The sequence below is a fragment of the Knoellia locipacati genome (genome assembly GCF_044791685.1).
Classification (GTDB): domain Bacteria; phylum Actinomycetota; class Actinomycetes; order Actinomycetales; family Dermatophilaceae; genus Knoellia; species Knoellia locipacati_A.
This window is the reverse complement of the sequence record NZ_CP087730.1, coordinates 3,279,162-3,302,504: the sequence shown is the minus strand read 5'-3', so window position 1 is coordinate 3,302,504 and position 23,343 is coordinate 3,279,162. Positions and strand designations below refer to the sequence as shown.

Here is a 23,343-nt window from a genome sequence, read left to right as displayed (position 1 = left end):
CTCAGAGCGCACCCTTGGCGCTGGGGACGCCGACGACGCGGGAGTCGCGCTCGACGGCGGAGCGCAGCGCCCGCGCGACGGCCTTGAACTGGGCCTCGACGACGTGGTGCGGGTCGCGACCCGAGAGGACGCGGACGTGCAGCGCGATCCCGGCGTGGAAGGCGAAGGACTCGAGGACGTGACGGGTCAGCGATCCGATGTAGTTGCCGCCGATGACGGCGTACTCCTGGCCGGCCGGCTCGCCGGTGTGGACGACGTAGGGACGACCGGCGACGTCGACGACGGCGTGCACGAGCGCCTCGTCGAGCGGCACGGTGGCGTCACCGAACCGGGAGATGCCGCTCTTGTCGCCGAGCGCCTCGCGCAGGGCGTCGCCCAGGACGATCGCGACGTCCTCGACGGTGTGGTGGGCGTCGACGTCGACGTCACCGGTCGCCTTGACGCGCAGGTCGATGAGCGAGTGCTTGGCGAAGGACAGGAGCATGTGGTCGTAGAAGCGGACCCCCGTGCTCACCTCCCCGACACCGGTGCCGTCGAGGTCGAGGGTGAGCTCGACGGTGCTCTCGGAGGTGGAACGCGTCACCGTCGCGGTGCGGTTGCTGGTCACGGCTGTCCTTCCAGGTGGTCGGGGCCGAGGCCGGCCACGGCGTCGAGGAACGCCGTCGTCTCCTCCGGGGTCCCGGCGGTGACTCGAAGATAGTGGTCGATCCCCACGTCCCGGACGAGAACCCCCCTGTCGAGCAGCGCCTGCCACGTGGTGTGGCTGTCGCGCAGCCCGCCGAAGAGGACGAAGTTGGCGTCGCTCGGCACCGGGTCGAGGCCCAGGTCGGTCAGCGACGAGACGATCCGGTCGCGCTGCTCCTTGATGGCGTCGACCGTGCCGAGCATGGTGTCGGCGTGCCGCAGCGCCGCCCGCGCGATGGCCTGTGCCGGGGAGGACAGGTGGTAGGGCATCCGCACCAGGCGCAGCGCGTCGACGAGCTCGGGGTCGGCCGCGAGGTAGCCGAGACGCCCGCCCGCGAAGGCGAACGCCTTGCTCATCGTGCGCGTGACGACGAGCCGGGGCCGCCCGTCGAGCAGGCTCAGCGCACTCGCCGTCCCCGGACGCGCGAACTCCGCGTAGGCCTCGTCGACGACGACGACCGCGCGGGGGGCCGCGTCGTGGACCGCGGTGACGACGTCGAGGGTGAGAGCCGTGCCCGTCGGGTTGTTGGGTGAGCAGAGGAAGACGACGTGCGGGTCGTGCCGCTCGACCTGCGCGACGGCGGACTCGACCGAGAGGTCGAACGCTCCCCCACCCTCGTGCTCGTCGGCACCGACGCCGCGCAGCCCGTCGACCCAGGCCGTGCCCGTGGTCGCGGTGATGATCGGGTGCATCGAGTAGGCCGGAGTGAAGCCGAGCGCCGTGCGCCCGTGCCCGCCGAAAGCCTGGAGCAGGTGCAGGAGAACCTCGTTGGAGCCGTTGCCGGCCCAGACCTGCTCCGGGCTCACTGTCGTGCCGCTGCGAGAGAGGTATGCCGCGAGGTCACCGCGCAGGTCCGTGAACTCCCGGTCGGGGTATCGGTTCAGACCGGCAGCGACGGCCGCCACGGCCGCCACGATCTCGTCGACGACCTCGGCGGGCACGGCATACGAGCTCTCGTTCGTGTTGAGCGCGACCGGCACGTCGAGCTGGGGCGCGCCGTATGCCGTCCGCCCCCGCAGGTCCTCGCGCAGCAGCCCCTCGATCGTGCTCATGCCAGATCGGGTAGCCGGGCGATGACGGCGTCACCGTGCGCGGGCAGGTCCTCCGCGCGGGCCAGGGTGACGACGTGGGCGCCGACGTCGCGCAGAGCCGCCTCGGTGTACTCGACGACGTGGATGCCGCGCAGGAACGACTGGACCGACAGCCCGCTCGAGTGCGCGGCGCAGCCACCGGTCGGCAGGACGTGGTTGGAGCCGGCGCAGTAGTCGCCGAGGCTCACCGGCGACCAGGTGCCGACGAACACCGCCCCGGCGTTGCGCACTCGGGCCGCGACGGCGGACGCGTCGACCGTGTGGATCTCGAGGTGCTCGGCGGCGTAGGCGTTGACGACGTCAAGACCGACCTCGACGTCGTCGACGAGGACGACGGCGGACTGGCGCCCCGTGAGCGACTCCCTGACCCGGTCGGTGTGTTTGGTCTCGCCCACCCGTCGCACGACGGCGGCCTGCACCGCGTCCGCGAGGTCGGGGCTGTCGGTCACGAGGACGGCGGCGGCCATCGGGTCGTGCTCGGCCTGGCTGATGAGGTCGGCGGCGACGTGCTCGGGGTCGGCCGAGGCGTCGGCGAGGATGGCGATCTCGGTGGGTCCGGCCTCGGCGTCGATGCCGATGAGGCCCTTGAGCAGTCGCTTGGCGGCGGCCACCCAGATGTTGCCGGGGCCGGTGACGAGGTTCACCGGCTCGAGCTCGTCCTCGCCGTCAAGGCCGTGGGCGAACGCGGCCACGGCCTGGGCACCTCCCATCGCCCACACCTCCTCGACGCCGAGGAGCGCACAGGCCGCAAGGATCGTCGGGTGCGGCCAGCCGTCGTGGTCCTTCTGGGGCGGGCTGGCGACGGCGAGCGAACCCACACCGGCGAGCAGCGCGGGGACGACGTTCATGACGACGCTGCTCGGGTAGACGGCCCGGCCGCCGGGGACGTAGAGGCCGACCCGGTCGACGGGCACCCAGCGCTCGGTGACCCTGCCACCGTCGGTGACGGTCGTCGTCGAGTCGGTGCGGCGCTGCTCGGCGTGGACGAGCTCGGCGCGGCGGATCGACTCCTCGAGCGCGGCGCGCACGTCGGCGTCGAGTCCGTCGAGGGCGGAGGTGATGACGTCGGCGGGCACGCGCAGGGACGCCGGGCGCACGCCGTCGAAGCGCTCGGAGGCGTCGAGGACTGCCGCGGCTCCGCGGGCGGCGACGTCGTCGCAGACGGGACGCACGGTGGCCACCGCGGCCTCCACGTCGAGCTCGGCGCGAGGAAGCGTCGCCCTCAGCTCACGGACACCGGGCGTGCGCCCACGCAGGTCGAGGACGGGGATCATGGCGTCCAGTCTAGGTAGGGTCCCCGTAGAACACGTGCTCGGCCGCATGCCGGGCACGACGGGCCACGCGACGGTAGCGGTTGGCCAGCTCCTGGCCCGACTTCGGCGGCAGGCCCATGATCCGGGCGACGCCGTCGGCATCCCGCAGGTCCGACGGGACGGAGTCGACGGGGCGACCACGCGCGAGCAGGCCGGCGTTGCGCATCTGCGACGCGAGCCGCCAGGCCTCGGCCAGAGCAGCGGCGTCCTCGGCGTCGACGAGTCCCTCGGCCTTCGCCGCAGCGAGGGCACCCATCGTCGAGGTGGTCCGGAGCCCCTCGTGCGTGTGAGCGTGCTCGAGCTGGATGAGCTGGACGCACCACTCGACGTCACTGAGGCCGCCGTGGCCCAGCTTGAAGTGGGTCTTGCGGTCGGCACCGCGGGGCAGCCGCTCCGACTCCATGCGTGCCTTGAGCGTTCGGATCTCGCGGACCTGCCCCGCGTCGAGCCCACCCTCGGGCCAGCGCAGCGGGTTGATGAGCTCGACGAAGGCCTCACCCAGCGCGGCGTCTCCCGCGACGGGCGCGGCCCGCAGCAGGGCCTGGGCCTCCCAGACGAGGGACCAGCGCTGGTAGTAGGCGCGGTAGGAGTCGAGCGAGCGCGTCAGGGGGCCGTTCTTGCCCTCGGGTCGCAGCCCGGCGTCGACCTCGAGCCTCGGGTCCGGCGCAGCGAGCCCGAGGAGGCGGATGAGCTCCTTGACGACCTCGAGTGCCTGCTCCTGGGCGGCACGGGACTCGGCGCCCTCGACGGGGTCGTGGACGAAGAGGACGTCGGCATCGCTGCCGAAGGCGGACTCGCCTCCGCCGAGGCGTCCCATGCCGACGACGAGGTGGCGGCTCAGCGGCGGGGCGCCCGTCTGCTGCTCGACACCCTCGAGGACGATCTCGAGCGTGACGTCGATGAGCGCCCCGTTGACGTCGGCGAGGGCCGTCCCCAGCTCGTCGAGCCCGATCTGACCGAGGAGCGAGGCCACCGCGAGCCGGAAGAGCTCGGAACGGCGCACCGCGCGGGCGGCGAGGACGGCCGGCTGGGCCTCGTCCTTGCGGCGGGCAGCGGCCCGCATGCGCCCCTGCACCTCGTCCCGTGAGCGCGGCTTGAGGCCACCGGCGTCCCCGAGGAACTGGACCGACTCCGGTCCCTGCTCGAGGAGCTCCGCGGCATACCGGCTGCGCCCGAGCGTGTGGGCGAGGCGCTCGGCGGCGCTGCCCTCGTCGCGCAGCAGCCGGAGGTACCAGTGCGTGGTGCCGAGCTCGTCGCTGATCCGCCGGAAGGCGAGCAGGCCGGCGTCCGGGTCGGCCTCGTCGGCGAACCAGCCGAGCATCACCGGCAGCAGCTGGCGCTGGATGGCGGCGCGACGGCTCACCCCGTCGGTGAGCGCCTCGAGGTGGCGCAGCGCCCCCCGGGGGTCCTGGAACCCCAGGGCGGCCAGCCGTTCGCGGGCCGCCTCCGGGGTGAGGCGCACCTCGTCCGGCCCGAGCCGCGCGACGGCGGACAGGAGCGGCCGGTAGAAGATCCGCTGGTGCAGGCGGCGCACCTCGCGCGCGGCCGTGCGCCACTGTGCGACGACCGAGTCCTCCGGGTCGCGCTGGTGCCCGAGCGCCCGACCGAGGCAGCGCAGGTCCCCGGCCGCGGTCGGCATGAGGTGGGTGCGACGGAGGCGGTGCAGCTGGATCCGGTGCTCGAGGGTGCGCAGGAGCCGGTATGCCGTGGCGAGGGTCTGCGCGTCCTCGCGCCCGACGTAGCCGCCCTGGGAGAGGGCGGCCAGCGCGGTCAGCGTCGTGCCGGAGCGCAGCGACCGGTCAGCGCGTCCGTGGACGAGCTGGAGCAGCTGGACGCTGAACTCGATGTCACGCAGCCCGCCCGGGCCGAGCTTGAGCTGGCGGTCGGCCTCGCCAGAGGGCACGTTGTCCTCGACGCGGCGCCGCATCGCCTGCACGTCCTCGACGAAGTTCTCGCGCGACGCGGCGCTCCACACGAAGGGGGCGACCGACTCGACGTAGGCGCGGCCGAGGGCGCGGTCGCCCGCCACCGGACGGGCCTTGAGCAGCGCCTGGAACTCCCAGGTCTTCGCCCAACGCTCGTAGTAGGACAGGTGGGAGTCGAGGGTCCGGACGAGGGGCCCGTTCTTGCCCTCTGGCCGGAGCGCCGGGTCGACCTGCCACAGCGAGCCGGCGGTTGTCGCGCTCGAACAGATCCTGATGAGCCGGGTGGCGAGCTCGGTGCCGATCGCGAGCGCGGTGTCCTCGTCGGTGCCCTCGCTGGGCTCCGCGACGAAGATGACGTCGACGTCGCTGAGGTAGTTGAGCTCGCGGCCACCGGTCTTGCCCATGCCGATGACGGCGAAGCGGCAGCGGTCGGCCTCGTCGCCGATGGCTGCTCGAGCGATGACGAGGGCCGCCTCGAGCGCGGCCTCCGCGAGGTCGGCCAGCGAGGCTGCCACCTCGGGCAGGCGTGCCTGCGGGTCCGGCCGGGCGACGTCGAGCGCGGCGATGCCGAGGAGCTGGCGGCGGTACTCGATCCGCAGCGCGTCCTCGGGCGTGACCCCCTCGGCCGGAGTCTGCACCGCGCTCGTCAGCAGGTCGATGCGCTCCTCGACCTCGAGCGGGTAGGCGTTGGCGACGGCGCTCCAGTGCTCCGGGCGCGCGACGAGGTGGTCGCCCAGGGCCGTCGACGCCCCGAGCACGGCGAAGAGCCGCTCACGGGAGCGTCCGGGCTCGCGCAGCGCCGAGACGAGCTCGTCCCGCACCGGGGCGCGCGACGGCGTGCCCACCGCCTCCATGAGGCGGACGAGCGCGAGCAGCGCCTGGTCCGGGTCGGCCACCTTGGACAGCGACACCGCGAGGCCGTCGGACTCGACGCGCTCGCGGTCCTTGACGAGCGGGGCCAGCGCCCGGTCGGCGAGCAGGGTGTCGGCCCGGCGCGGCTCCGCGAAGCCGAGACGCGTCAGGTCGCCGGGGAGGGACGGCATACGGGCGCTCATGCTGCGCCGCTCACAGGCGCGGGAGGTACCGCTCGAGCTCGAACGCGGTCACCTGGCCGCGGTAGTCGGCCCACTCGGAACGCTTGTTGCGCAGGAAGAAGTCGAAGGTGTGCTCACCGAGCGTCTCCGCCACGAGCTCGCTCTCCTCCATGACCTCGATCGCCTCGCTGAGCGAGGCCGGCAGCGGCTTGATACCCATGGCCTTGCGCTCGGAGTCGGTGAGTCCCCAGACGTCGTCCTCGGTCTCGGGTGCGAGCTCGTAGCCCTCCTCGATGCCCTTGAGCCCGGCGGCGAGCAGCACTGCGAACGCGAGGTAGGGGTTGCAGGCGGAGTCGATCGAGCGGACCTCCACGCGGCTGCTCTGGCCCTTGTTGGGCTTGTACATGGGGACGCGCACCATCGCGGAGCGGTTGTTGTGACCCCAGGTGAGGTGGGCCGGGGCCTCACCGCCACCCCAGAGTCGCTTGTAGCTGTTGACCCACTGGTTGGTCACGGCCGTGATCTCGGCACCGTGGTGGAGCAGGCCGGCGATGAACTGACGGCCGGTCCGGCTCAGCTGGTAGGGCGCACCGGCCTCGTAGAAGGCGTTGCTGTCGCCGTCGAAGAGCGACATGTGGGTGTGCATGCCCGAGCCCGGGTGCTCCGCGAGGGGCTTGGGCATGAAGGAGGCGTAGATCTCCTGCTCGAGCGCGACCTCCTTGATGACCGTCCGGAACGTCATGATGTTGTCGGCGGTCGACAGCGCGTCGGCGTAGCGCAGGTCGATCTCGTTCTGGCCCGGAGCGCCCTCGTGGTGGCTGAACTCGACGCTGATGCCCATGGACTCGAGCATCGTGATCGCGGCGCGGCGGAAGTCCTGCGCGGACCCGTGCGGGACGTGGTCGAAGTAGCCGGCCTGGTCGATCGGCGTCGGCTGCTCCCCCGGCTTGAAGCCCTTCTCGAACAGGAAGAACTCGATCTCGGGGTGGGTGTAGAAGGTGAACCCCTGGTCGGCCGCCTTGGCCAGCGTCCGCTGCAGGACGTGGCGAGGGTCGGCCATGCTCGGCGCCCCGTCGGGCAGCGTGATGTCGCAGAACATGCGGGCGGTGCCCGGGCTCTCGCCGCGCCACGGGAGCACCTGGAACGTCGAGGGGTCCGGCTTCGCCAGCATGTCGGCCTCGTAGACCCGCGCGAAGCCCTCGATCACCGACCCGTCGAAGCCGATGCCCTCGGCGAAGGCCCCCTCGAGCTCGGCCGGCGCCACCGCGACGGACTTGAGCGCACCGAGCACGTCGGTGAACCAGAGGCGGACGAAGCGGATGTCCCGCTCCTCGATGGTGCGGAGCACGAACTCCTGCTGACGATCCATGTCGGCATCCTAGGGGGAGGCACGGCAAGGGCCCCGGAGCATCTCGCTCCGGGGCCCTTGTCTCGCAGTGTGGGTCAGCTCAGGGAGGGCTGTCCCACGAGCTCAGGTGAGCTCACTTGAAGGAGACGCTGAGGTCCAGCGTGTCCCCGGTCGCACCGGTCACGGTGACGACCGTGCCCGAGCCGGCGACCTTGGTCGAGCTCATCGGGTTGGCCGAGGACCAGTAGGCCTCGGGGTTGGAGTCGTCGAACGTCGGGATGGCCGGCGACGACGGCACGTTCGTCGCGACGCCGTTGCGGTGGAAGGTCACCGCGTCGGTGGCCTCGAGACCGAACGTGGCGTCGAAGGGCTGACGACGGTTGCCGAGCTTGACGCCGTCCGCGAAGACGATCGGGGTCGGTCGTGCGTCGACGGGCAGCACCTGGCCGCCACCGGGGTGGACGCTGGTGTTGTTGTCGGCGTACGTGCCGTCGGCGTACCAGGCGAGCAGGCCGTTCTGGTACGGGAAGCGCTCCACCCAGTCAGGCTTGGTCGAGGCCCAGCCGAAGTTGTACGGACCCGTCTTCAGGGTCTCGTCGTAGCCGCCGTAGACGCGGTTCTCGAAGAGGTAGTACTGGCTGGCCGTCTTGCTGGCCGAGCCGTCGATCTTCGTGAAGCCGTCGGCCGTCCACTGGTCGGCGCCCTCGACGTCGTCGGTCCACACCACGGTGCGACCGCTGACGAGCGAGATGTCGTCGATGAACGCGCCGGGCTGCGAGACGCCGCCGTCGGTCTGGTAGCGGAAGCGGAACTGCACCGTCTGGCCCGCGTACGCGGAGACGTTGAAGGACTGCTCGCTCCAGGCCGAGACACCATCGAGCGTGGCCAGCTTGGTCCAGTCCGTGCCGTTCGTGGAGACCTCGGCGTAGAGGTAGTCGTAGCCGGCCTCGATGTCGTACTGGAGGAAGGCCTTGACGAACGCCCGACGGGCGTCGGCGGGAACGCTGATCTCACGCGTGAGCGTGGTGTTGATGTTGTCGGCGGAGCCGCTCCACCACTCGTTGCTGCCCGAGTGGGGGGTGTTGTACTGCGTGGTCACCGACTTGTCGGGAAGGGAGACGACCGCAGCCTGCTTGCCCGCGACGTCAGCAGCGCCGACCTGGAGGTTGGTGTCGGTCCCGTGCTGGATGACCTGGTGGTCGAGCCAGCCGAGCTGGAGCTTCTCCCAGGCACCCATGTAGCCGGGGGTCGTCCCGATGGAGTCCGCACCACGGTTGAGCCACGAGCCACCGGACATGAGCGTCCAGAAGCCGGTGCCGTTGTCGCCACCGGCGGTGTCGTAGAGGTCGGGGAGGCCGAGGTCGTGACCGAACTCGTGGGCGAACACACCGAGGCCGCCGTTCTCGGGCTCGGTGGTGTAGTCGCCGATCCACATCCCGGTGTCACCGAGGGGCGCGCCACCGAGCTTGTTGAAGGCCGGGCCGGTCGTCCCGATGTCGGTGGAGTTGACGTACCAGCGGTGCGACCAGATCGCGTCCTCACCCTGGGCGCCACCACCGGCCTCCTCACCCTCGCCGGCGTGGATCGCCTGGAAGTGGTCGATGTAGCCATCGGCCTCGAGGAAGTTGCCGTCCTTGTCGTAGTCGTAGCGGTCGACCTTGTCGAACTGCGCCAGGTAGGTCTTGATCTCCGCGGCGGTCTTGCCCGCCGCGACCTGGGAGTTGTACCAGGCCTGCGCGGTGTCCTCGACGAACGGCCAGACCGTCTCGGCGTCGGACAGCTTGTTGGTGCCGTAGCGCGCCGCGTTGTAGGGAACCTTGACCCAGTCGGACACGTCGCCGGTCGCGAGGAAGCGCCCGTTGGACTGCTTGAGGTAGAAGTCCTTGAAGGACTCGCCCTCGCCGAACATCATGTCCTGGAAGTGCGCCCGGTTGAAGTCCTCGGTCCAGTAGGTCGAGTTGTCGTCGGTCGCGTTGCCGTCCCACGTGCGGTCGGGCTGGGCGATCTGGTTGTGGAGCGGACCGTCGGTGCCGCGCACACCCTGGCCGAGCTTCTGGGTGCCGAACTCGGACAGGATCGTGAAGATGCTCTCCTCACGCTCGGTCGTGTACATCTGCACGTAACGGTCCTCGCCCGACTCCGTCGGGACGGCGATGACCTGGGCGCCGTTGCGGGTCTGCAGCGAGGCCTCGCCCTTGATGAGCTTGGCGACGGCGTCCTTGCGCAGCTTGCGCTGGGCGTCGCCGAGGGGGTTGGGCAGGTCGTCCCGCTTCTGCGCCTTCGACGAGCCGTCGACGGGTGGAGCTGATTCGGTCGCCTGCGCGCCCATGGGGGCCAGGCTCACTACCAACGCAGCCCCGGCCAGGGCGGCGAGGGCACGACTGTGTCGTGTGGTCACGGTTCCTCCGAGTGTGATCGCCAGCCAGGGGTCAGGCGTGGCCACTGCAGAGAAACATGTGCAATGCGATTCGCACAATGGTTTGTGGGGTTTCTTTTACCTGCCCTTTACCTTCCAGGCTCAGCGCTCGGAGCCGTCGGGGCTCTGACAGGATCGCCCCATGAGCGATCAGCCCTCTCCCTCGGCCGAGACGACCAACCCCTACGGCACCGGTGCGCAGGCGGCCCCGCAGAAGCGGATCCGCGTCCCCCACCTCCAGAAGATGAAGGAGACCGGGGAGAAGTGGGCGATGCTCACGGCCTACGACATGTACGCCGCCGAGATCTTCGACGAGGCGGGTATCCCGGTGCTGCTCGTCGGCGACTCAGCGGGCAACAACGTCTACGGCTTCGAGACCACCGTGCCGGTCACGGTCGACCACCTCGTCCCCCTGTGCCGGGCGGTCACCTCGGCGGCCAAGCACGCGATGGTCGTCGCCGACCTGCCCTTCGGCTCCTACCAGGCCAGCCCGCAGCAGGCCCTCGCGACCGCGACCCGCTTCATGAAGGAGGGCATGGCCCACGCGGTCAAGCTCGAGGGTGGCAAGCCGATGGTCCCCGAGGTCGAGCTGCTCGTCCGCGCGGGCATCCCGGTCATGGGGCACATCGGCTTCACGCCGCAGAGCGAGCACGTCCTCGGCGGCTACCGGGTCCAGGGCCGCGGCGACGGCGCCGACCGCCTCCTCGAGGACGCCCTCGCCCTCGAGGCCGCCGGGTGCTTCGCGATCGTCATGGAGATGGTGCCGGCGCCGGTCGCCGCCAGGGTCACCGAGGCGCTGCGCATCCCGACGATCGGCATCGGTGCCGGGCCGGACTGCGACGCCCAGGTCCTCGTCTGGCAGGACATGGCCGGCCTGCGCGGCGGGCGCGCCCCCCGCTTCGTCAAGAAGTACCTCGACATGCGCACCGACCTCGGCACCGCGGCCCGCGCCTACGCCGCGGAGGTCGCCTCCGGGTCGTTCCCGGCGGCCGAGCACAGCTTCGAGGAGTAGCCCCCGGGCACGGGCGGGAGAAGGAACGAACGAGAGGCGGTATGCCGGGTGCTTACCCGGCATACCGCCCTCTCCCTTTCGCACCTGATTGCCCTTTCCGGCGGGCGCCTCGGTGTGCGACGGACTGGGCAATCAGATGCGGCGTCAGTCCTCGAGGTCGCTCTCGCCCTCCCAGGCGCGGTCCTCGGCGTCCCACTGCTCGGTCTTCTCGTGGGCCGACGCGATGGCGTTGCTCGCCTCGGCCTCGGTGTCGTAGGGGCCCATGACGTCGTCGTTGCGGCTGCGGTTCTCGTCGGTCTCGACCTGCTTGGTCTGGATGTTGTACCAGTACGCCACGTCGTCCTCCTCGGTTTCCGGATCGGCGGTCTGCCTAGACTCCACCGTATGCCGCTGACGTACGGAAGTGTCGCTCCGGGAGTCGTCTCCCCGAGGCGCCCGGTCCCCGCCGCGATCGAGCGGCCCGAGTACGTCGACAAGCCGACGCCGGACAAGAACCTCTCCCCCGAGGTCAAGGACGCCGAGACGATCGAGCTCATGCGGGTCGCCGGCCGGATCGCCGCACAGGCGATGGAGGCCGCAGCGGCCGTCATCGCCCCGGGGGTCACGACCGACGAGATCGACCGCGTCGGGCACGAGTTCCTCCTCGACCACGGCGCCTACCCGTCGACGCTCGGCTACCGAGGCTTCCCGAAGTCGCTCTGCACGTCGGTCAACGAGGTCGTGTGCCACGGGATCCCGGACTCCCGCCCCCTCGAGGACGGCGACATCGTCAACATCGACATCACCGCCTACGTCGGAGGGGTGCACGGCGACACCGACGCGACCTACCTCTGCGGCGACGTCGACGAGGAGTTCCGGCTGCTCGTCGAGCGCACCCGTGAGGCGATGATGCGCGGCATCAAGGCCGCCGTCCCCGGGCGTCAGGTCAACGTCATCGGCCGCGTCATCGAGAGCTATGCCAAGCGCTTCGGCTACGGCGTGGTGCGCGACTTCACCGGGCACGGGATCGGCCGGTCATTCCACTCCGGGCTGATCATCCCGCACTACGACGCCGCGCCCTCCTACGACACCGTCATCGAGCCCGGCATGACCTTCACCATCGAGCCGATGCTCAACCTCGGTTCCGAGGAGTGGGACATGTGGGACGACGACTGGACGGTGGTGACCCGGGACCGGAAGCGTTCGGCCCAGTTCGAGCACACGATCCTCGTCACCGACCGCGGCAACGAGATCCTCACCCTCCCCTGACCACGCAGCACGACCCGACGGACGAAGGAGTCCCCATGAGCACGAAGACCGGTCTGCCGCTGGGCATCGACGTGGGCGGGAGCGGCATCAAGGGCGCGCCTGTCGACCTCTCCAAGGGTGCGTTCGCCGCCAAGCGCAAGCGCATCGACACCCCGGCGAAGTCCACGCCCGAGGCCGTCGCCGAGGTCATCGACCAGATCGTCGACCACTTCGACGATGTGCGCGGCGACTCCCCCATCGGCATCACCGTGCCGGGCGTCGTCACCCACGGCGTCGTCCGCTCGGCCGCCAACATCGACAAGTCGTGGCTCGACTTCGACGCCGAGCCGATGCTCGAGAAGAAGCTCGGCCACGACATCGTCCTGGTCAACGACGCGGACGCGGCCGGCGTCGCCGAGCTCCACTACGGCGCAGCCAAGGGCCAGAAGGGGCTCGTCATCCTCACGACCCTCGGCACCGGCATCGGGACGGCCCTCATTCACAACGGCACCCTCATCCCGAACTCCGAGCTCGGTCACCTCGAGCTCGACGGGTTCGACGCCGAGAAGCGTGCGGCCTCCTCGATCAAGGACATCGAGGGCATCAGCTACGCCGAGTGGGCCAAGCGGCTCCAGCGCTACTACAGCCACCTCGAGAACCTGCTCTGGCCCGACCTCATCGTCGTCGGGGGCGGGGTCTCCAAGGACCACGAGGAGTTCCTGCCGCTGCTCGACCTCCGGACGAAGATCGTGCCCGCCATGCTCGAGAACAAGGCCGGCATCATCGGTGCGGCGCACCTGGCGCAGGAGTACCACGACTCCCACTGAGACGTGGCGCTCGGCGGCGGGTGGTCCGGCTCAGCGCTGGCGCGCGACGAGCACGGCCTTCTTGGGGACCTTCTTCTCGACCGCGTAGGTCGCCTTCTTGCCGGTGGTGAGCTGCTCCGCGTAGCCCATCTTGGAGAGGCGCATGAGGACGACCGGGCACGCCTTGCAGCGGGGCCTGTCCTTGCAGCACTTCTTCTTCGCGGAGACCTTGGGCACGCGTCGAGGGTAGGTGAGCCTTACCTACTTCTCCAAAACACGTCCACGCTCTGGGCGCGTCGTCTCGAGGCGGTCGAGAGGAGACGACGCGCCGTATGCCGTCCGGCTCCAGCGGCGCGTTCTCTCCTCTCGTCCGACCTAGGACGCCATGAGGTCGACCGCTCCGCGAGCGGCGAGGTCGTGGATCACGGTGTGCTCACCACCCAGCGAGTCGGCCTGGCCGAGGTAGAGCCTGCGGCCTTGGTTGCTGAGCAGCGCGTCGTGGATCGGGACCGCGTGCGGCGGGTCGAGCCGGCGCAGGAACGCCGCCATGTCACGGCTCGCCTGCCACGGTGCGTTGAGGGGGAACGCGACGACGTCGACGTCGCCGGGGTCACCGTCGAGGCTGTCGCCCGGGTGGTAGAGGCTCGACTCCCCCAGCGCGCGGAGCACGACGCCGACGTTGGGGATCCGCGGGATGTCGTCGTGGATGAGCGCGTGGACCTCCCCCACCGGCGTGAGCGTGACGGAGCCGACCCGGGTCGGCTCGGTGCGCACCTCGGCGTCGAGACCCAGACCGGACAGCACCTCGACGCTGCCCGGGTCGGCCAGCAGCCGTGCCCGAGGGTTGTGGTGCATGAGGATCGGCACGCGTCGCTGGTCGAGGTGGTCGGGGTGCTGGTGCGTCACGACGACGGCGGAGAGGTCACGCAGGTCCTCGAAGCCGGGGGTGAAGCCACCGGGGTCGATGAGGATGCGCTCACCGGCGATCTCGACGAGGAGGCACGCGTGTCCGAGGTGAGTCAGTCGCATGCCCTCACCGTATGCCGGGTGGCCCCGTGAGGGCGGACGAGTCAGTCATAAGCCGGGTTCTGTCACGTGGCCGGTTGCCCGGGTCACGTTGACGGTCATCCATCTCGGACCACTGTTGCCAGTGGCCTCCAGCGCTCTACCCGTGTGCTCGGGCGGGCCGCCCTCGAACGCACACTGTCTGAGCTTGCTCCGGGTGGGGTTTACCGAGCCGACTCCGTCACCGGAGCCGCTGGTGGTCTCTTACACCACCGTTTCACCCTGACCCGATCTCGGGCCGAAGCCCCTGACCGGGCGGTCTGTTCTCTGTGGCACTGTCCCGCGGGTCACCCCGGGTGGCTGTTGGCCACCACCCTGCCCTGTGGAGCCCGGACTTTCCTCGACGTGGTTGCCCACGCCGCGACCGTCGGACTGACTCGTCCGCCCACACAGCATACGCGCCGAGCCGCCTCGGTCACGCGACGACGAACCGCACCTGACCGGTGGCGACGTCCGCCGACTCGAGGCGCGCCTCGACCGTCGCACCGAGCTCGGCCGTGCCCTTGGCCCGCGCGACGACCGGCACGTCGAGCAGCTGGAGCTCCAGCCCCCTGTCGTCACGGTCCACGACCACGGCCGAGAAGGTCTGGCCCACCCGGGCACTGAGGACCGCCGCCTCGACGGCGTCGGCGCACATCCGCTCGGCCGCGCCAGCCACCCGGTCGGACTCCTTCATGAGCTCGGGGACCTTCGGCAGGGCCTCGCGGACCCAGCCGGGCACGTCGTCGCCACGGCTGATCGACTCGCAGATGACGAGGCCGAACCGGTCGACGAGCCGGCGCAGCGGGGCGGTGACGTGCGCGTAGGCGTCGGCGACGGCGGCCTGCTCGACCTGCTCGGGCACGTCCCCGTCGAAGGGCGTGTAGGCGGCGCCTCGGAAGAGCGACGTGGCGTCGTAGATGAGGGCCAGGTGCTTGGGGTTGGCCCGGTCCAGGCTCCGCAGGAAGTCGCCGTAGCCCTGCTCGGCCGGCCACGGCGCACCGAGGGCCTTGGCCTGCCTGCGGAATCGCGCGACGGCGCCCTGCTCGGCCTCGGGCATCGTGCGCAGGATGCCGACGCGTGCGTGCAGCATCATGTCGGCCGCCGCCATGCCGGTCAGCAGCGAGATCTGCGCGTTCCACTCCTCGACGGTGCGCGGCGGGCGGAACTCGAGGGTGAAGTCGCCGTCGTCGCCGAGGTGGACCTCCTGCTCGGGCATGGGAAGGCTGGCGCCCCCACGCAGCTGCTCCTGGCGGATCCGGCGCTCCCCGACCTCACGCAGGAGGACCCAGCGCTCGTCGCTCGTGCCGGCGTCGACCTGCGCCTGGACGTCGACGTAGTCGAACCGCTCGACCGACCTCACCATCGCGCGGTAGACCTCGGCGCTCGTGCCCTCGCCCTCGGCGTCGAGCCGCATGTCCCAGACGAAGGCGGGCCGCACCTGACCGGGGAGCAGGCTGGCCGCGCCCTCGCTGACGACGGTGGGGTGGAGAGGGACCCGCTTGTCGGGGCAGTAGATCGTCTGGCCGCGACGACGGGCCTCGGCGTCGATGGCGCCGCCCGCGGCGACGAAGGCCGGGACGTCGGCGATCGCGTAGCGCACGCGGTAGCCGTCACCGTCACGCTCGAGGTGCATCGCCTGGTCGAGGTCCATCGATGTCGCCGGGTCGACCGTGATGAACGGCACCGCCGTCTCGTCGCGCTCCGGGAGGTCGGGCGGCGAGGACGCCACGGCCTCGGCCTCGGCAGTGACCTCGGGTGTGAACTCCTCGCTCACGCCGAGCTCGGCCCGGATCGCCGCGAAGCGGGCGAGCAGCGTCTCCCGAAGGGTGTCGGACGTCGTGGCGTCGGCCGGTGCGAGGCTGATCTGGCGCTGGGGCATGCCAGCCAACCTACCCAAGCGGGGCACGCATAGGGTGTCCGCGTGCTCATCCTCCTGCCGCCCTCGGAGTCGAAGGCGAACCGTCGCCGCGGCAGGGCCGCCGACCCGAGCGGCTGGTCCTTCCCCGAGCTGGCCGAGACCCGCGCCCTCGTCGCCAAGCACCTGCGCGAGGTGAGCCAGTCCTCCACTGCCACAGCCGATCTGGGGGTGTCGCCCGGCCTCGCCAGCGAGGTGGTCCGCAACCTCCTCCTCGACTCCGCACCCGCCACGCCCGCGTCCGAGGTCTACACCGGCGTCCTCTACGACGCCCTCGACCTCACCTCGATGGACGGGTCGGCCCGTCGCCGCGCCAACCAGTGGCTCGTCATCATCTCCGCGCTCCACGGCGCCGTACGGCCGAAGGACCGGATCACGGCATACCGGCTGTCCATGGACGTCAACCTCGCCGGTCTCGGACCGGTGGCGGCCGCCTGGAGGCCGGTCCTCGACGACGTGCTCACCCCCGCCGCCGGGCGCGAGGTCGTCGTCGACTGCCGGAGCTCGACGTATGCCGTCGCCTGGACTCCCACGGGCGAGGTCGCCGACCGCTGGGTGCAGGTCCGCGTGCCCGGCGCCAGCCACATGGCCAAGCACACGCGGGGACTCGTGGCCCGGCACCTCTGCGTCACCGGTCAGCGGGCGCGGACCCCGGAGAGGCTCGCCGCCGTCGTCGAGGAAGCCTTCGACGTCGACCTCGCTCCCCCGGCGCGACGCGGTCGCCCGTGGGTCCTCGACGTCACGGCTCGCTGACGACGGTCCCGCTGGCGACGGGCACCCACCGCCGGCCCGGACCGCGCCGGAGCTCCCAGCCGCCACACCGGGCGAAGGCGTCGAGCTCTGCGAGCAGGAGCCGCACCACCGCCCCGGCCTCTGCATCCTCGGACTCCCGCCCGGCCGGCTGCACGATGAAGCGGAGGTGGACCTGCGGTTGCGGGCGGGACGTCGCCCCGTCGGCCACGTCCAGCGACCGGTCCTCGACTACGTGGGTCTTGGCGACGATGCGTTCCGCAGCGGGGAGGACCTCGTGGGGCGGCACGCCGTCGCGGACGTCCACGACGTCGACTGTGACGCGGTAGGACGGCATCAGGACCCGAGGGCCCCCGCCAGCGCTGCCTCGACGTCCTCGACGAGGTCGAGCACCGACTCCAGCCCGACGGAGATGCGGATGGTCCCGTCGGTGATGCCGACCGCGGCGCGCGCCTCCTCGGTGAGGCGGCGATGGGTCGTCGTCGCGGGGTGGGTGGCGAGCGACTTGGCGTCGCCGAGGTTGTTGGAGATGTCGACGAGCTGCAACGCGTTCATCACCGCGAAGGCGACGGCCTTGCCCCCGTCGACCTCGAACGTCACGACCGTCCCGCCACCGGTCATCTGGCGCTGGGCGAGCTCGTGCTGGGGGTGGCTCTCCAGCAGCGGGTACACGACCCTGACGACGCCGTCTCGCGACTCGAGGTGGCGGGCGAGGGTGAGCGCGTTGTCGGCCATCTGACGCACCCTCAGTGACATCGTCTCGAGCCCCTTGAGGAGCACCCAGGCGTTGAACGGCGACATCGACGGACCGGTGTGGCGCATGAGGTTCTTGACCGGGCCCTCGATGAACTCGGAGGTGCCGAGCACCGCGCCGCCGAGGACGCGTCCCTGGCCGTCGATGTGCTTGGTCGCGGAGTAGACGACGACGTCCGCGCCGTGGTCGAGCGGGCGCGAGAACACCGGTGTCCCGAAGACGTTGTCGACGACGACCTTGGCCCCGGCCGCGTGCGCGAGGGCGGACACGGCCTCGATGTCGACAAGCTCCTGCATCGGGTTGCTCGGTGTCTCGAAGAAGACGGCGGCGGTGGGCTCGGACAGCGCGGCCTCCCACTGGGCCAGGTCGGGGCCGTCGACGAAGACCGCCTCGACACCGAACCTCGGGAGGATCTCGTCGATGATGACGAAGCACGACCCGAAGAGGGCGCGCGACGACACGATCCGGTCGCCCTTGCCGCAGAGGGCGGCGAGTGCGACCCACACCGCGGACATCCCCGACGAGGTGGCGAAGCACGCCTCGGCGCCTTCGAGGAGGCGGAGCCGCTCCTCGAACATGCTCACCGTCGGGTTGCCGTAGCGGCTGTAGATGAACTTCTCGATCTCGTCCTTGAAGGCCGCCTCGGCCTGCTCGGCCGACTCGTAGACGAACCCCGAGGTGAGGAACATCGCCTCGCTGGTCTCGTCGAAACCGCTGCGGGACAGGCCGCCTCGCACGGCGAGGGTGTCGGGGCGGAACGAGCGCCCGGACTCGTCTGCCATGTCAGCCCTGCTTCCAGGGCAGTCCGGCGACCTTCCAGCCGGACACCGTGCGGTGCCCGGAGGCGTCGTGCGGACCCTCGAAACCCTCGAGGACGTTGTATGCCGGCCCCAGTCCAGCCGCCGTCGCGGCCTCCGCCGCGGCGATCGACCGGACGCCGGAACGACAGAGGAAGTAGAGAGTCGCCCCCTCGCCGACACCCGCCGACCGGAGGTCCTCCACGAAGGAGTCGTTGATGCTGCCGTCGGGGTAGCGCTGCCACTCGACGAAGACCGGCCGGTGCGGCGGGTCCAGCGCCGGGACACCGACGTAGGCCCACTCGGCGCGGGTGCGCACGTCGATGAGGACGGCGTCCTCGGAGCTGGTCACCGCGGCATACGCCTCGGCAGGGGTGACGTCACCGGCATAGGTCATGCGCGCCAGCCTAGGCTCGCCTCCGTCTGCGGTCGCGGGTCGTTCAGAGACCGGACTCCGGGGTGCGCACGAGGATCCGGCGGCACTCCTCGCAGCGCAGCACCTGGTCCTCGGGAGCGTCCTTGATGGTGCGGAGCTCGACCGGGTTGAGCTCGAGCTGGCAGCCGCCGCACCGACGCTGCCGGAGCGGGGCCGCTCCGGTGCCGCTCGTGGTGCGGATCTTCTCGTAGAGGGCCACGAGGTCCTCGCCGACCTCGTCGACGACGGTGTCGCGCGGCCCACCGACTTGGCGCTCCTCCGCCTCGAGCTGGGCCAGGCGCTCGTCACGCACTGACTCGAGGGCCGTGAGGCGCTCGGTCAGCTCGGCGCGACCGCGCTCGAGCTCGGCGACGTCGGACTCGATCGCCTCGGCGCGCACCATGACCTCGAGCTCGATCTCCTCGAGCTCAGCCTGTCGGCGAGCGAGGGATCCCAGCTCGTGCTGGATCGCCGTGAGGTCCTTGGCGGTCCCGACACCGGAGTCGAGGCGCTGCTGGTCACGGGTGGCCCGGTCACGCACCTGCTGGACGTCGCCCTCGGCCTTGGTGATCTCACGCTTGACGTCACCGAGCTCGGTGCGCGACCGGACGAGCTGGTCGTCGAGCAGGCGCGCCTTGCCCTCGAGGTCCGCGATCTCGGCGAGCTGGGGGATGGTCCTGCGGGCGTGCTCGATCTGCGACAGCCGGGTGTCGATGGCCTGGAGGTCGAGCAGCCTTGACTGGCGCGCTGGGTCGGCTTTCACGGCATACCTCCGAGGTTGGTTGCCCCGACCGTGAACGTCCACGGGTCGGTGCGCACTGTGCTGATGTCGATGTCCACCCTAAGTGCACCCGAGAGGGCGTCCCGCAGGGTCGGCAGCCACACGGCCTCACTCGACCAGTGGCCGGCGTCGACGAGGTGGGGCGGGCCGCCTCGGGACTCCTCACGAGCCTCGAGCGCGGGGTGGTGGCGCAGGTCAGCGGTGACGTAGACGTCGGCCCCGCTCGCCCGGACCGCGGCGAACTGGTCGTCTCCCGCTCCCCCGAGCACGGCGACGGTCTCGACGACCGCGTCGGCCGGGCCCGCGACGCGCAGGCCCGGAGCGGCGGCCGGGAGGGCGGCATGCAGGGCGGTGGCGAAGGCCCCCAACGTCGTCGGTGCGGCAAGGCGTCCGACCCGACCCAGCGGCTGGTCCTCGACGACGGTCAGGGGCGCGGTGTCGGTGAGCCCGGCGGCGGCCGCGAGCGCCTCGCACACCCCGGCGGTCGCGACGTCGGCGTTGGTGTGCGCCACGTAGAGCGCGATGTCGCCCACGATGAGTCCGGTGACACTCGCGCCCTTGGCGCTGGTCGTCGCCACCGAGTGGATCCCGCGCATGAGCAGCGGGTGGTGCGTGACGAGCAGGTCGGCGTGGAGGTCGCGCGCCTCCTCGATGACGGCCAGGGTCGGGTCGAGGGCGAGCAGGATGCGCTCGACCGGCTGCTCCGGGTCCCCCGTCACGAGGCCGACCTGGTCCCAGCTCTGGGCGGTGTCCGGCGGGAAGAGGCGGTCGAGGACGTCGACGACGTCCCGAAGGGTGTGGGTCACGTGGGCCCGGCCGGCCTCGAACCGACGACACCCGCGGTGTAAACGCGGTGCTCTACCAACTGAGCTACAGGCCCCGACGCGACGCTCGGCCGCGGTCGGTTGCCCATTGTGTCAGCCCTCGCTCAGGCGCGGGCGAGTGCGTCGTGGTAGCCGCTGAAGTCCCGGCGTTCGCCGATGCCGGTGACGAGGGACCAGCGGATGGTCCCGTCGGGGGCGACGAGGAAGGTGCCGCGCCGGGCGACGCCGGCCTTCTCGTCGAAGACGCCGTACGCGCGGGCGACCTCGCCGTGCGGCCAGAAGTCCGAGAGGAGGGGGAAGAAGTAGCCGTCGCGGTCGGCGTAGGCCCGCAGCGAGAACATCGCGTCGCAAGAGATGGTGAGGACCTGGACGTCCTCGGTGACGTAGCTGCCGAGGTTGTCGCGGATCTCGGTGAGCTCTCCGGTGCAGATGCCCGAGAAGGCCCACGGGTAGAAGACGAGGAGCACGTGGCGACGGCCGAGGTGGTCGGCGAGCGAGACGTCGGCGCCGTTCTGGTCACGCAGGGTGAACAGGGGTGCCCGCTCCCCGACGGGGAGACCGGTGAGGACGTCGCTCATGCCGTGCAGTCTGCCGCAGGGTCGCTCAGCGGCGACCCTTGGGTGCGACGAGCTTGGTGGCACGCCAGCCCGAGGCGGCGTGGAAGGCCCCGGCGGTGTGGAGCCCCGCGGTTCCGGCGGCCTCGTCGATCTCGGCCGGGTCGACCGCGCCGTTGCCGCGGTCCTTGGGAGTGAGCGCGACGACGAAGCCGCCCTCCTGGAGCACGCCGACGAGGTCGACCAGTGCGTCGGTGAGGTCGCCGTCGCCCGCCCGCCACCAGAGGAGCACCGCATCGGTCTCCCCGGTGTAGTCCTCGTCCTCGAGGTCCGAGCCGATGACGTCCTCGACGGCGAACCGGAAGTCGTCGGCGACGTCACCGTCCCAGCCGAACTCCTGCACGATCTGCTCGGCGGCGAAGCCGAGGCGTCCGACGATGCCGGGGTCGGCTGACCCCGGGTCGGCGGCGGGTGCTGCAGGGGTGTTCACGGTCGGCTACCTCTCCTCGAACGGTGCTGGGGGCTCTAGTTGACTAGGAAGATCGTCGCTCGTGCAAGCGCTTCGGGAGATTTGACGGGCATCGCGCGCTCGTGCGGCCTCCTCGCGCAGCAGCTCGGCCGCCGTTCCGGCCGCCAGGTGCTGGATCGAGACCGACACCGGTCCGGGCGTCGAGACGAGGGTCACCGTGGCGAGGTCCAGCCGCCGGTCGAGGGGGCCCTGCGCCAGGGTGAGCGACTGGACGCGAGCGTGCGGCATCACCGAGACGCGGCGCCAGTAGCGACCGGACCGGACCATGAGCGAGTGCGGTGAGGCCGCGAAGCCGCTGCGCCGCCAGCTGAGCCGGTCGAAGACCTTGGCTCGTTCCGAGACGAGCGTCCAGCCACCCTCGCGTCCGTCGCCGAGGGCGGCGCGGCGCAGGTCGTCCGCGGACAGGGCGGGGTCGAGCAGGGCGAGCACCTCGAGCGCCTGGTCGAGAGTGCCCACGGGCAGCACGGTCGTGTCGTTTTTGTCGTCGTTGCCCGTCGGGTCATGGCCGATCCCGGCGACGTTGACGTTGACCCGCCACCACCCCAGGGGTCGCCACCACAGGGGCTGCACCATGCCGACGGCCTGGATGCGGTGCAGCGGCACGGTCGTCGTGCGCTTGTCGGTCAGGCCGTGCTGGATGCGGGCGGCGGACCCGGTGTCGGCGAGGCGGAAGTTGCCGTGCTTGAGCAGCTCGCCGACGCGGTTGACGACGATGCCGAACGCGAGCGGGCCCAGGGCCGGGAGCGCGATCGCGGCTCCGGTCAGGGCCTCGAAGGAGGAGCCGTATGCCGCGATCGCCACGCTCGCGGTCAGCAACGCCACCGCGCCGAGGAAGATCGTGCCGCCGTGCAGGATCGTCGCGACGAAGAGCCGTGAGTTGGGCACGCGCAGGACCTCGCGGCCCTCGTCGGGGTCGACCGGCGCGGTCGTCGTGGCCGACGGGGCCCCGTCCGCGCCCACGCGGGCAAGGGTGACGGCACCGGGTGGGGCCTCGTCGCGCCGGCCGGCCAGGGCGACCAGCTCACGCCTGACCTCCTCCGCGCGGCCGGCGCCGAGGAAGGCGAGCTTGAGGTGGGAGTCGCCCCCACCTGCCGACTGGACGATGACCTGCGAGAGACCGGTGAGCTGGGCCAGCAGCGGGCGGCTGATCTCGATGGCCTGGACGCGCTCGAGCGGCACCTGGCGGTGCTCGCGGAAGAGCCAGCCCTTGCGCAGCTCGATCTGGCCCGCTGCCACCCGGAACTTCGAGTAGCGCCAGGAGAGCCAGCCGATGAGCCCGATGACGGCCAGCCCCGCGACGATGACCGCGCTCGCCACGAGCGAGTGGTCGAAGAGGAAGCCCAGCCCCTCGCGCAGCCCGCGGTCGGTCGTCTCGTCGGAGTCGTCCCGGTCGCCACCGCCCCCGAGGCCACGGAAGATGTCGTCGACGAACTGCGTCACGGCATACCCGATGATCGCGACCCCGACGACCCCGCCGCGCAGGATCGGCGACAACGGGTGGAGGTGCTGCCACTCGTGCAGCGCGCGATCGTCCCGGCTGCGAGCCTGCGGGCTCGAGGCTGACGAATCCTGTTCTGTCACAGGCCCGCTCGCTGCGCCTCACCGCGGGCGGCGAGACGTCCACGCAACGCCTCGGCCTCGTCCACGGGCAGGCCCGGCAGGGTGCCGCCGCTCTCGGGAGAGGCGGTGTGGAACTCGCACGACGCGATGCCGCGCGACCGCATCAGGGGCCCGGACTCGACGTCGATGTACTGGAGCCGGCCGTAGGGGATGCTCACCAGTGAGCGGAACAGCCTGCCCTTGCGGATGACGATCTCGTCAGGCAGCTCGATCCACGTGATGGCGGAGACCTGGCGCCCGATGAGCCACGCACCCCAAGCGAGCACGGCGGCGACCACCGCGGCGCCGATCCAGAACCACGTCGACACCAGCACCGACAGCACCGCGAACGCGACGAGGAACGGCAGCAGCCACGAGAAGAGCGTGATGAGTCGGACGGCGCGCAGGGCGGGGCTGACCTTCCGCCACGGAAGCTCGTCCCCGCGGAGGGTGACAGCGCCCGGGTCGAGCTCGGTTGTCATGCCCCCATCCTGCCTGCCGACCCGAGTGTGACGGCGGCC

23 protein-coding genes, 1 tRNA gene and 1 other RNA gene are annotated in these 23,343 nt (G+C 71.2%); 4 read left to right on the top strand and 21 right to left on the bottom strand.

The window, feature by feature from the left end; translation table 11 throughout:
* Position 1 precedes the first annotated feature (1 nt).
* The 6 genes from hisB to LL946_RS15460 form a co-directional block, all read right to left on the bottom strand.
* Positions 2-607: an imidazoleglycerol-phosphate dehydratase HisB gene (hisB, locus tag LL946_RS15485; RefSeq protein ID WP_404382193.1), complete on the bottom strand. Its 606-nt coding sequence runs from the start codon at positions 605-607 to the stop codon at positions 2-4.
* Positions 604-1,737, bottom strand: a complete 1,134-nt coding sequence (locus LL946_RS15480) for a histidinol-phosphate transaminase (protein ID WP_404382191.1) — start codon at positions 1,735-1,737, stop codon at positions 604-606. The genes hisB and LL946_RS15480 overlap by 4 nt, the downstream gene beginning before the upstream one ends.
* Positions 1,734-3,050: a histidinol dehydrogenase gene (gene hisD / locus LL946_RS15475; RefSeq protein ID WP_404382189.1), complete on the bottom strand. Its 1,317-nt coding sequence runs from the start codon at positions 3,048-3,050 to the stop codon at positions 1,734-1,736. The genes LL946_RS15480 and hisD overlap by 4 nt, the downstream gene beginning before the upstream one ends.
* A gap of 10 nt (positions 3,051-3,060) precedes the next feature.
* The gene (locus LL946_RS15470; protein WP_404382187.1) at positions 3,061-6,057 is read right to left on the bottom strand and encodes a bifunctional [glutamine synthetase] adenylyltransferase/[glutamine synthetase]-adenylyl-L-tyrosine phosphorylase; all 2,997 of its coding nucleotides are present in this window, start codon (positions 6,055-6,057) and stop codon (positions 3,061-3,063) included.
* Positions 6,058-6,079: 22 nt separating this feature from the next.
* Positions 6,080-7,417 (bottom strand): glutamine synthetase family protein, encoded by a 1,338-nt coding sequence (locus LL946_RS15465; protein ID WP_404382185.1) that lies wholly within the window; start codon positions 7,415-7,417, stop codon positions 6,080-6,082.
* A 112-nt stretch (positions 7,418-7,529) separates the two neighbouring features.
* On the bottom strand, positions 7,530-9,794 hold the full coding sequence (locus tag LL946_RS15460) for an immune inhibitor A domain-containing protein (RefSeq protein ID WP_404382183.1): 2,265 nt from the start codon (positions 9,792-9,794) through the stop codon (positions 7,530-7,532).
* A 160-nt stretch (positions 9,795-9,954) separates the two neighbouring features.
* On the opposite strand from LL946_RS15460, the gene panB reads away from it, so the two are divergent.
* The gene (panB, locus tag LL946_RS15455) at positions 9,955-10,824 is read left to right on the top strand and encodes a 3-methyl-2-oxobutanoate hydroxymethyltransferase (protein WP_404382181.1); all 870 of its coding nucleotides are present in this window, start codon (positions 9,955-9,957) and stop codon (positions 10,822-10,824) included.
* Between the two features lie 144 nt (positions 10,825-10,968).
* Here panB and LL946_RS15450 read toward each other — a convergent pair whose 3' ends face one another.
* On the bottom strand, positions 10,969-11,160 hold the full coding sequence (locus LL946_RS15450; RefSeq protein ID WP_404382179.1) for a methionine aminopeptidase: 192 nt from the start codon (positions 11,158-11,160) through the stop codon (positions 10,969-10,971).
* Positions 11,161-11,208: 48 nt separating this feature from the next.
* Between LL946_RS15450 and map the strand changes: the two genes are divergently transcribed.
* Together map and ppgK are read left to right on the top strand one after the other, a co-directional pair.
* Complete coding sequence (map, locus tag LL946_RS15445; protein ID WP_404382177.1) at positions 11,209-12,072, top strand: type I methionyl aminopeptidase; 864 nt, start codon at positions 11,209-11,211, stop codon at positions 12,070-12,072.
* Between the two features lie 35 nt (positions 12,073-12,107).
* Positions 12,108-12,878, top strand: coding sequence for a polyphosphate--glucose phosphotransferase (gene ppgK, locus LL946_RS15440; RefSeq protein ID WP_404382175.1), 771 nt, complete (start codon positions 12,108-12,110; stop codon positions 12,876-12,878).
* A 30-nt stretch (positions 12,879-12,908) separates the two neighbouring features.
* Here ppgK and LL946_RS15435 read toward each other — a convergent pair whose 3' ends face one another.
* The 4 genes from LL946_RS15435 to LL946_RS15420 all read right to left on the bottom strand — a co-directional run bounded on the left by LL946_RS15435 (position 12,909) and on the right by LL946_RS15420 (position 15,783).
* Complete coding sequence (locus LL946_RS15435) at positions 12,909-13,094, bottom strand: hypothetical protein (RefSeq protein ID WP_404382173.1); 186 nt, start codon at positions 13,092-13,094, stop codon at positions 12,909-12,911.
* A 138-nt stretch (positions 13,095-13,232) separates the two neighbouring features.
* Positions 13,233-13,886: an MBL fold metallo-hydrolase gene (locus LL946_RS15430; RefSeq protein ID WP_404382171.1), complete on the bottom strand. Its 654-nt coding sequence runs from the start codon at positions 13,884-13,886 to the stop codon at positions 13,233-13,235.
* 33 nt (positions 13,887-13,919) lie between these two features.
* Positions 13,920-14,302: RNase P RNA component class A (gene rnpB, locus LL946_RS15425), an RNA gene on the bottom strand.
* Between the two features lie 35 nt (positions 14,303-14,337).
* Complete coding sequence (locus LL946_RS15420; protein ID WP_404382169.1) at positions 14,338-15,783, bottom strand: RNB domain-containing ribonuclease; 1,446 nt, start codon at positions 15,781-15,783, stop codon at positions 14,338-14,340.
* A gap of 42 nt (positions 15,784-15,825) precedes the next feature.
* Here LL946_RS15420 and LL946_RS15415 point away from each other — a divergent pair, with 42 nt between their 5' ends.
* The gene (locus LL946_RS15415; RefSeq protein ID WP_404382167.1) at positions 15,826-16,572 is read left to right on the top strand and encodes a YaaA family protein; all 747 of its coding nucleotides are present in this window, start codon (positions 15,826-15,828) and stop codon (positions 16,570-16,572) included.
* Here LL946_RS15415 and LL946_RS15410 read toward each other — a convergent pair.
* The 10 genes from LL946_RS15410 to LL946_RS15365 all read right to left on the bottom strand — a co-directional run bounded on the left by LL946_RS15410 (position 16,559) and on the right by LL946_RS15365 (position 23,304).
* Positions 16,559-16,876, bottom strand: a complete 318-nt coding sequence (locus LL946_RS15410; protein WP_404382165.1) for a hypothetical protein — start codon at positions 16,874-16,876, stop codon at positions 16,559-16,561. The genes LL946_RS15415 and LL946_RS15410 overlap by 14 nt on opposite strands.
* Before the next feature lie 29 nt (positions 16,877-16,905).
* The gene (locus LL946_RS15405; protein WP_404382163.1) at positions 16,906-18,105 is read right to left on the bottom strand and encodes an O-succinylhomoserine sulfhydrylase; all 1,200 of its coding nucleotides are present in this window, start codon (positions 18,103-18,105) and stop codon (positions 16,906-16,908) included.
* Between the two features lies 1 nt (position 18,106).
* Positions 18,107-18,517, bottom strand: a complete 411-nt coding sequence (locus LL946_RS15400) for a rhodanese-like domain-containing protein (protein WP_404382161.1) — start codon at positions 18,515-18,517, stop codon at positions 18,107-18,109.
* A 43-nt stretch (positions 18,518-18,560) separates the two neighbouring features.
* Complete coding sequence (locus LL946_RS15395) at positions 18,561-19,298, bottom strand: zinc ribbon domain-containing protein (protein WP_404382159.1); 738 nt, start codon at positions 19,296-19,298, stop codon at positions 18,561-18,563.
* Positions 19,295-20,122 carry a Nif3-like dinuclear metal center hexameric protein gene (locus LL946_RS15390; RefSeq protein WP_404382157.1) on the bottom strand — a complete coding sequence of 276 codons (828 nt, stop codon included), beginning with the start codon at positions 20,120-20,122 and terminating at the stop codon, positions 19,295-19,297. Before LL946_RS15390 ends, LL946_RS15395 begins: the two co-directional genes overlap by 4 nt.
* Before the next feature lies 1 nt (position 20,123).
* A tRNA-Val gene (locus LL946_RS15385) sits at positions 20,124-20,196 on the bottom strand.
* 48 nt (positions 20,197-20,244) lie between these two features.
* A complete protein-coding gene (locus LL946_RS15380; RefSeq protein ID WP_404382155.1) occupies positions 20,245-20,718 on the bottom strand; it encodes a peroxiredoxin in 474 nt (157 codons plus the stop codon).
* Between the two features lie 25 nt (positions 20,719-20,743).
* Positions 20,744-21,184 carry a DUF3052 domain-containing protein gene (locus tag LL946_RS15375; RefSeq protein ID WP_404382153.1) on the bottom strand — a complete coding sequence of 147 codons (441 nt, stop codon included), beginning with the start codon at positions 21,182-21,184 and terminating at the stop codon, positions 20,744-20,746.
* A gap of 6 nt (positions 21,185-21,190) precedes the next feature.
* Positions 21,191-22,804, bottom strand: coding sequence for a PH domain-containing protein (locus tag LL946_RS15370; RefSeq protein ID WP_404382151.1), 1,614 nt, complete (start codon positions 22,802-22,804; stop codon positions 21,191-21,193).
* Positions 22,801-23,304, bottom strand: coding sequence for a PH domain-containing protein (locus LL946_RS15365; protein WP_404382149.1), 504 nt, complete (start codon positions 23,302-23,304; stop codon positions 22,801-22,803). Before LL946_RS15365 ends, LL946_RS15370 begins: the two co-directional genes overlap by 4 nt.
* Positions 23,305-23,343: the final 39 nt, after the last annotated feature.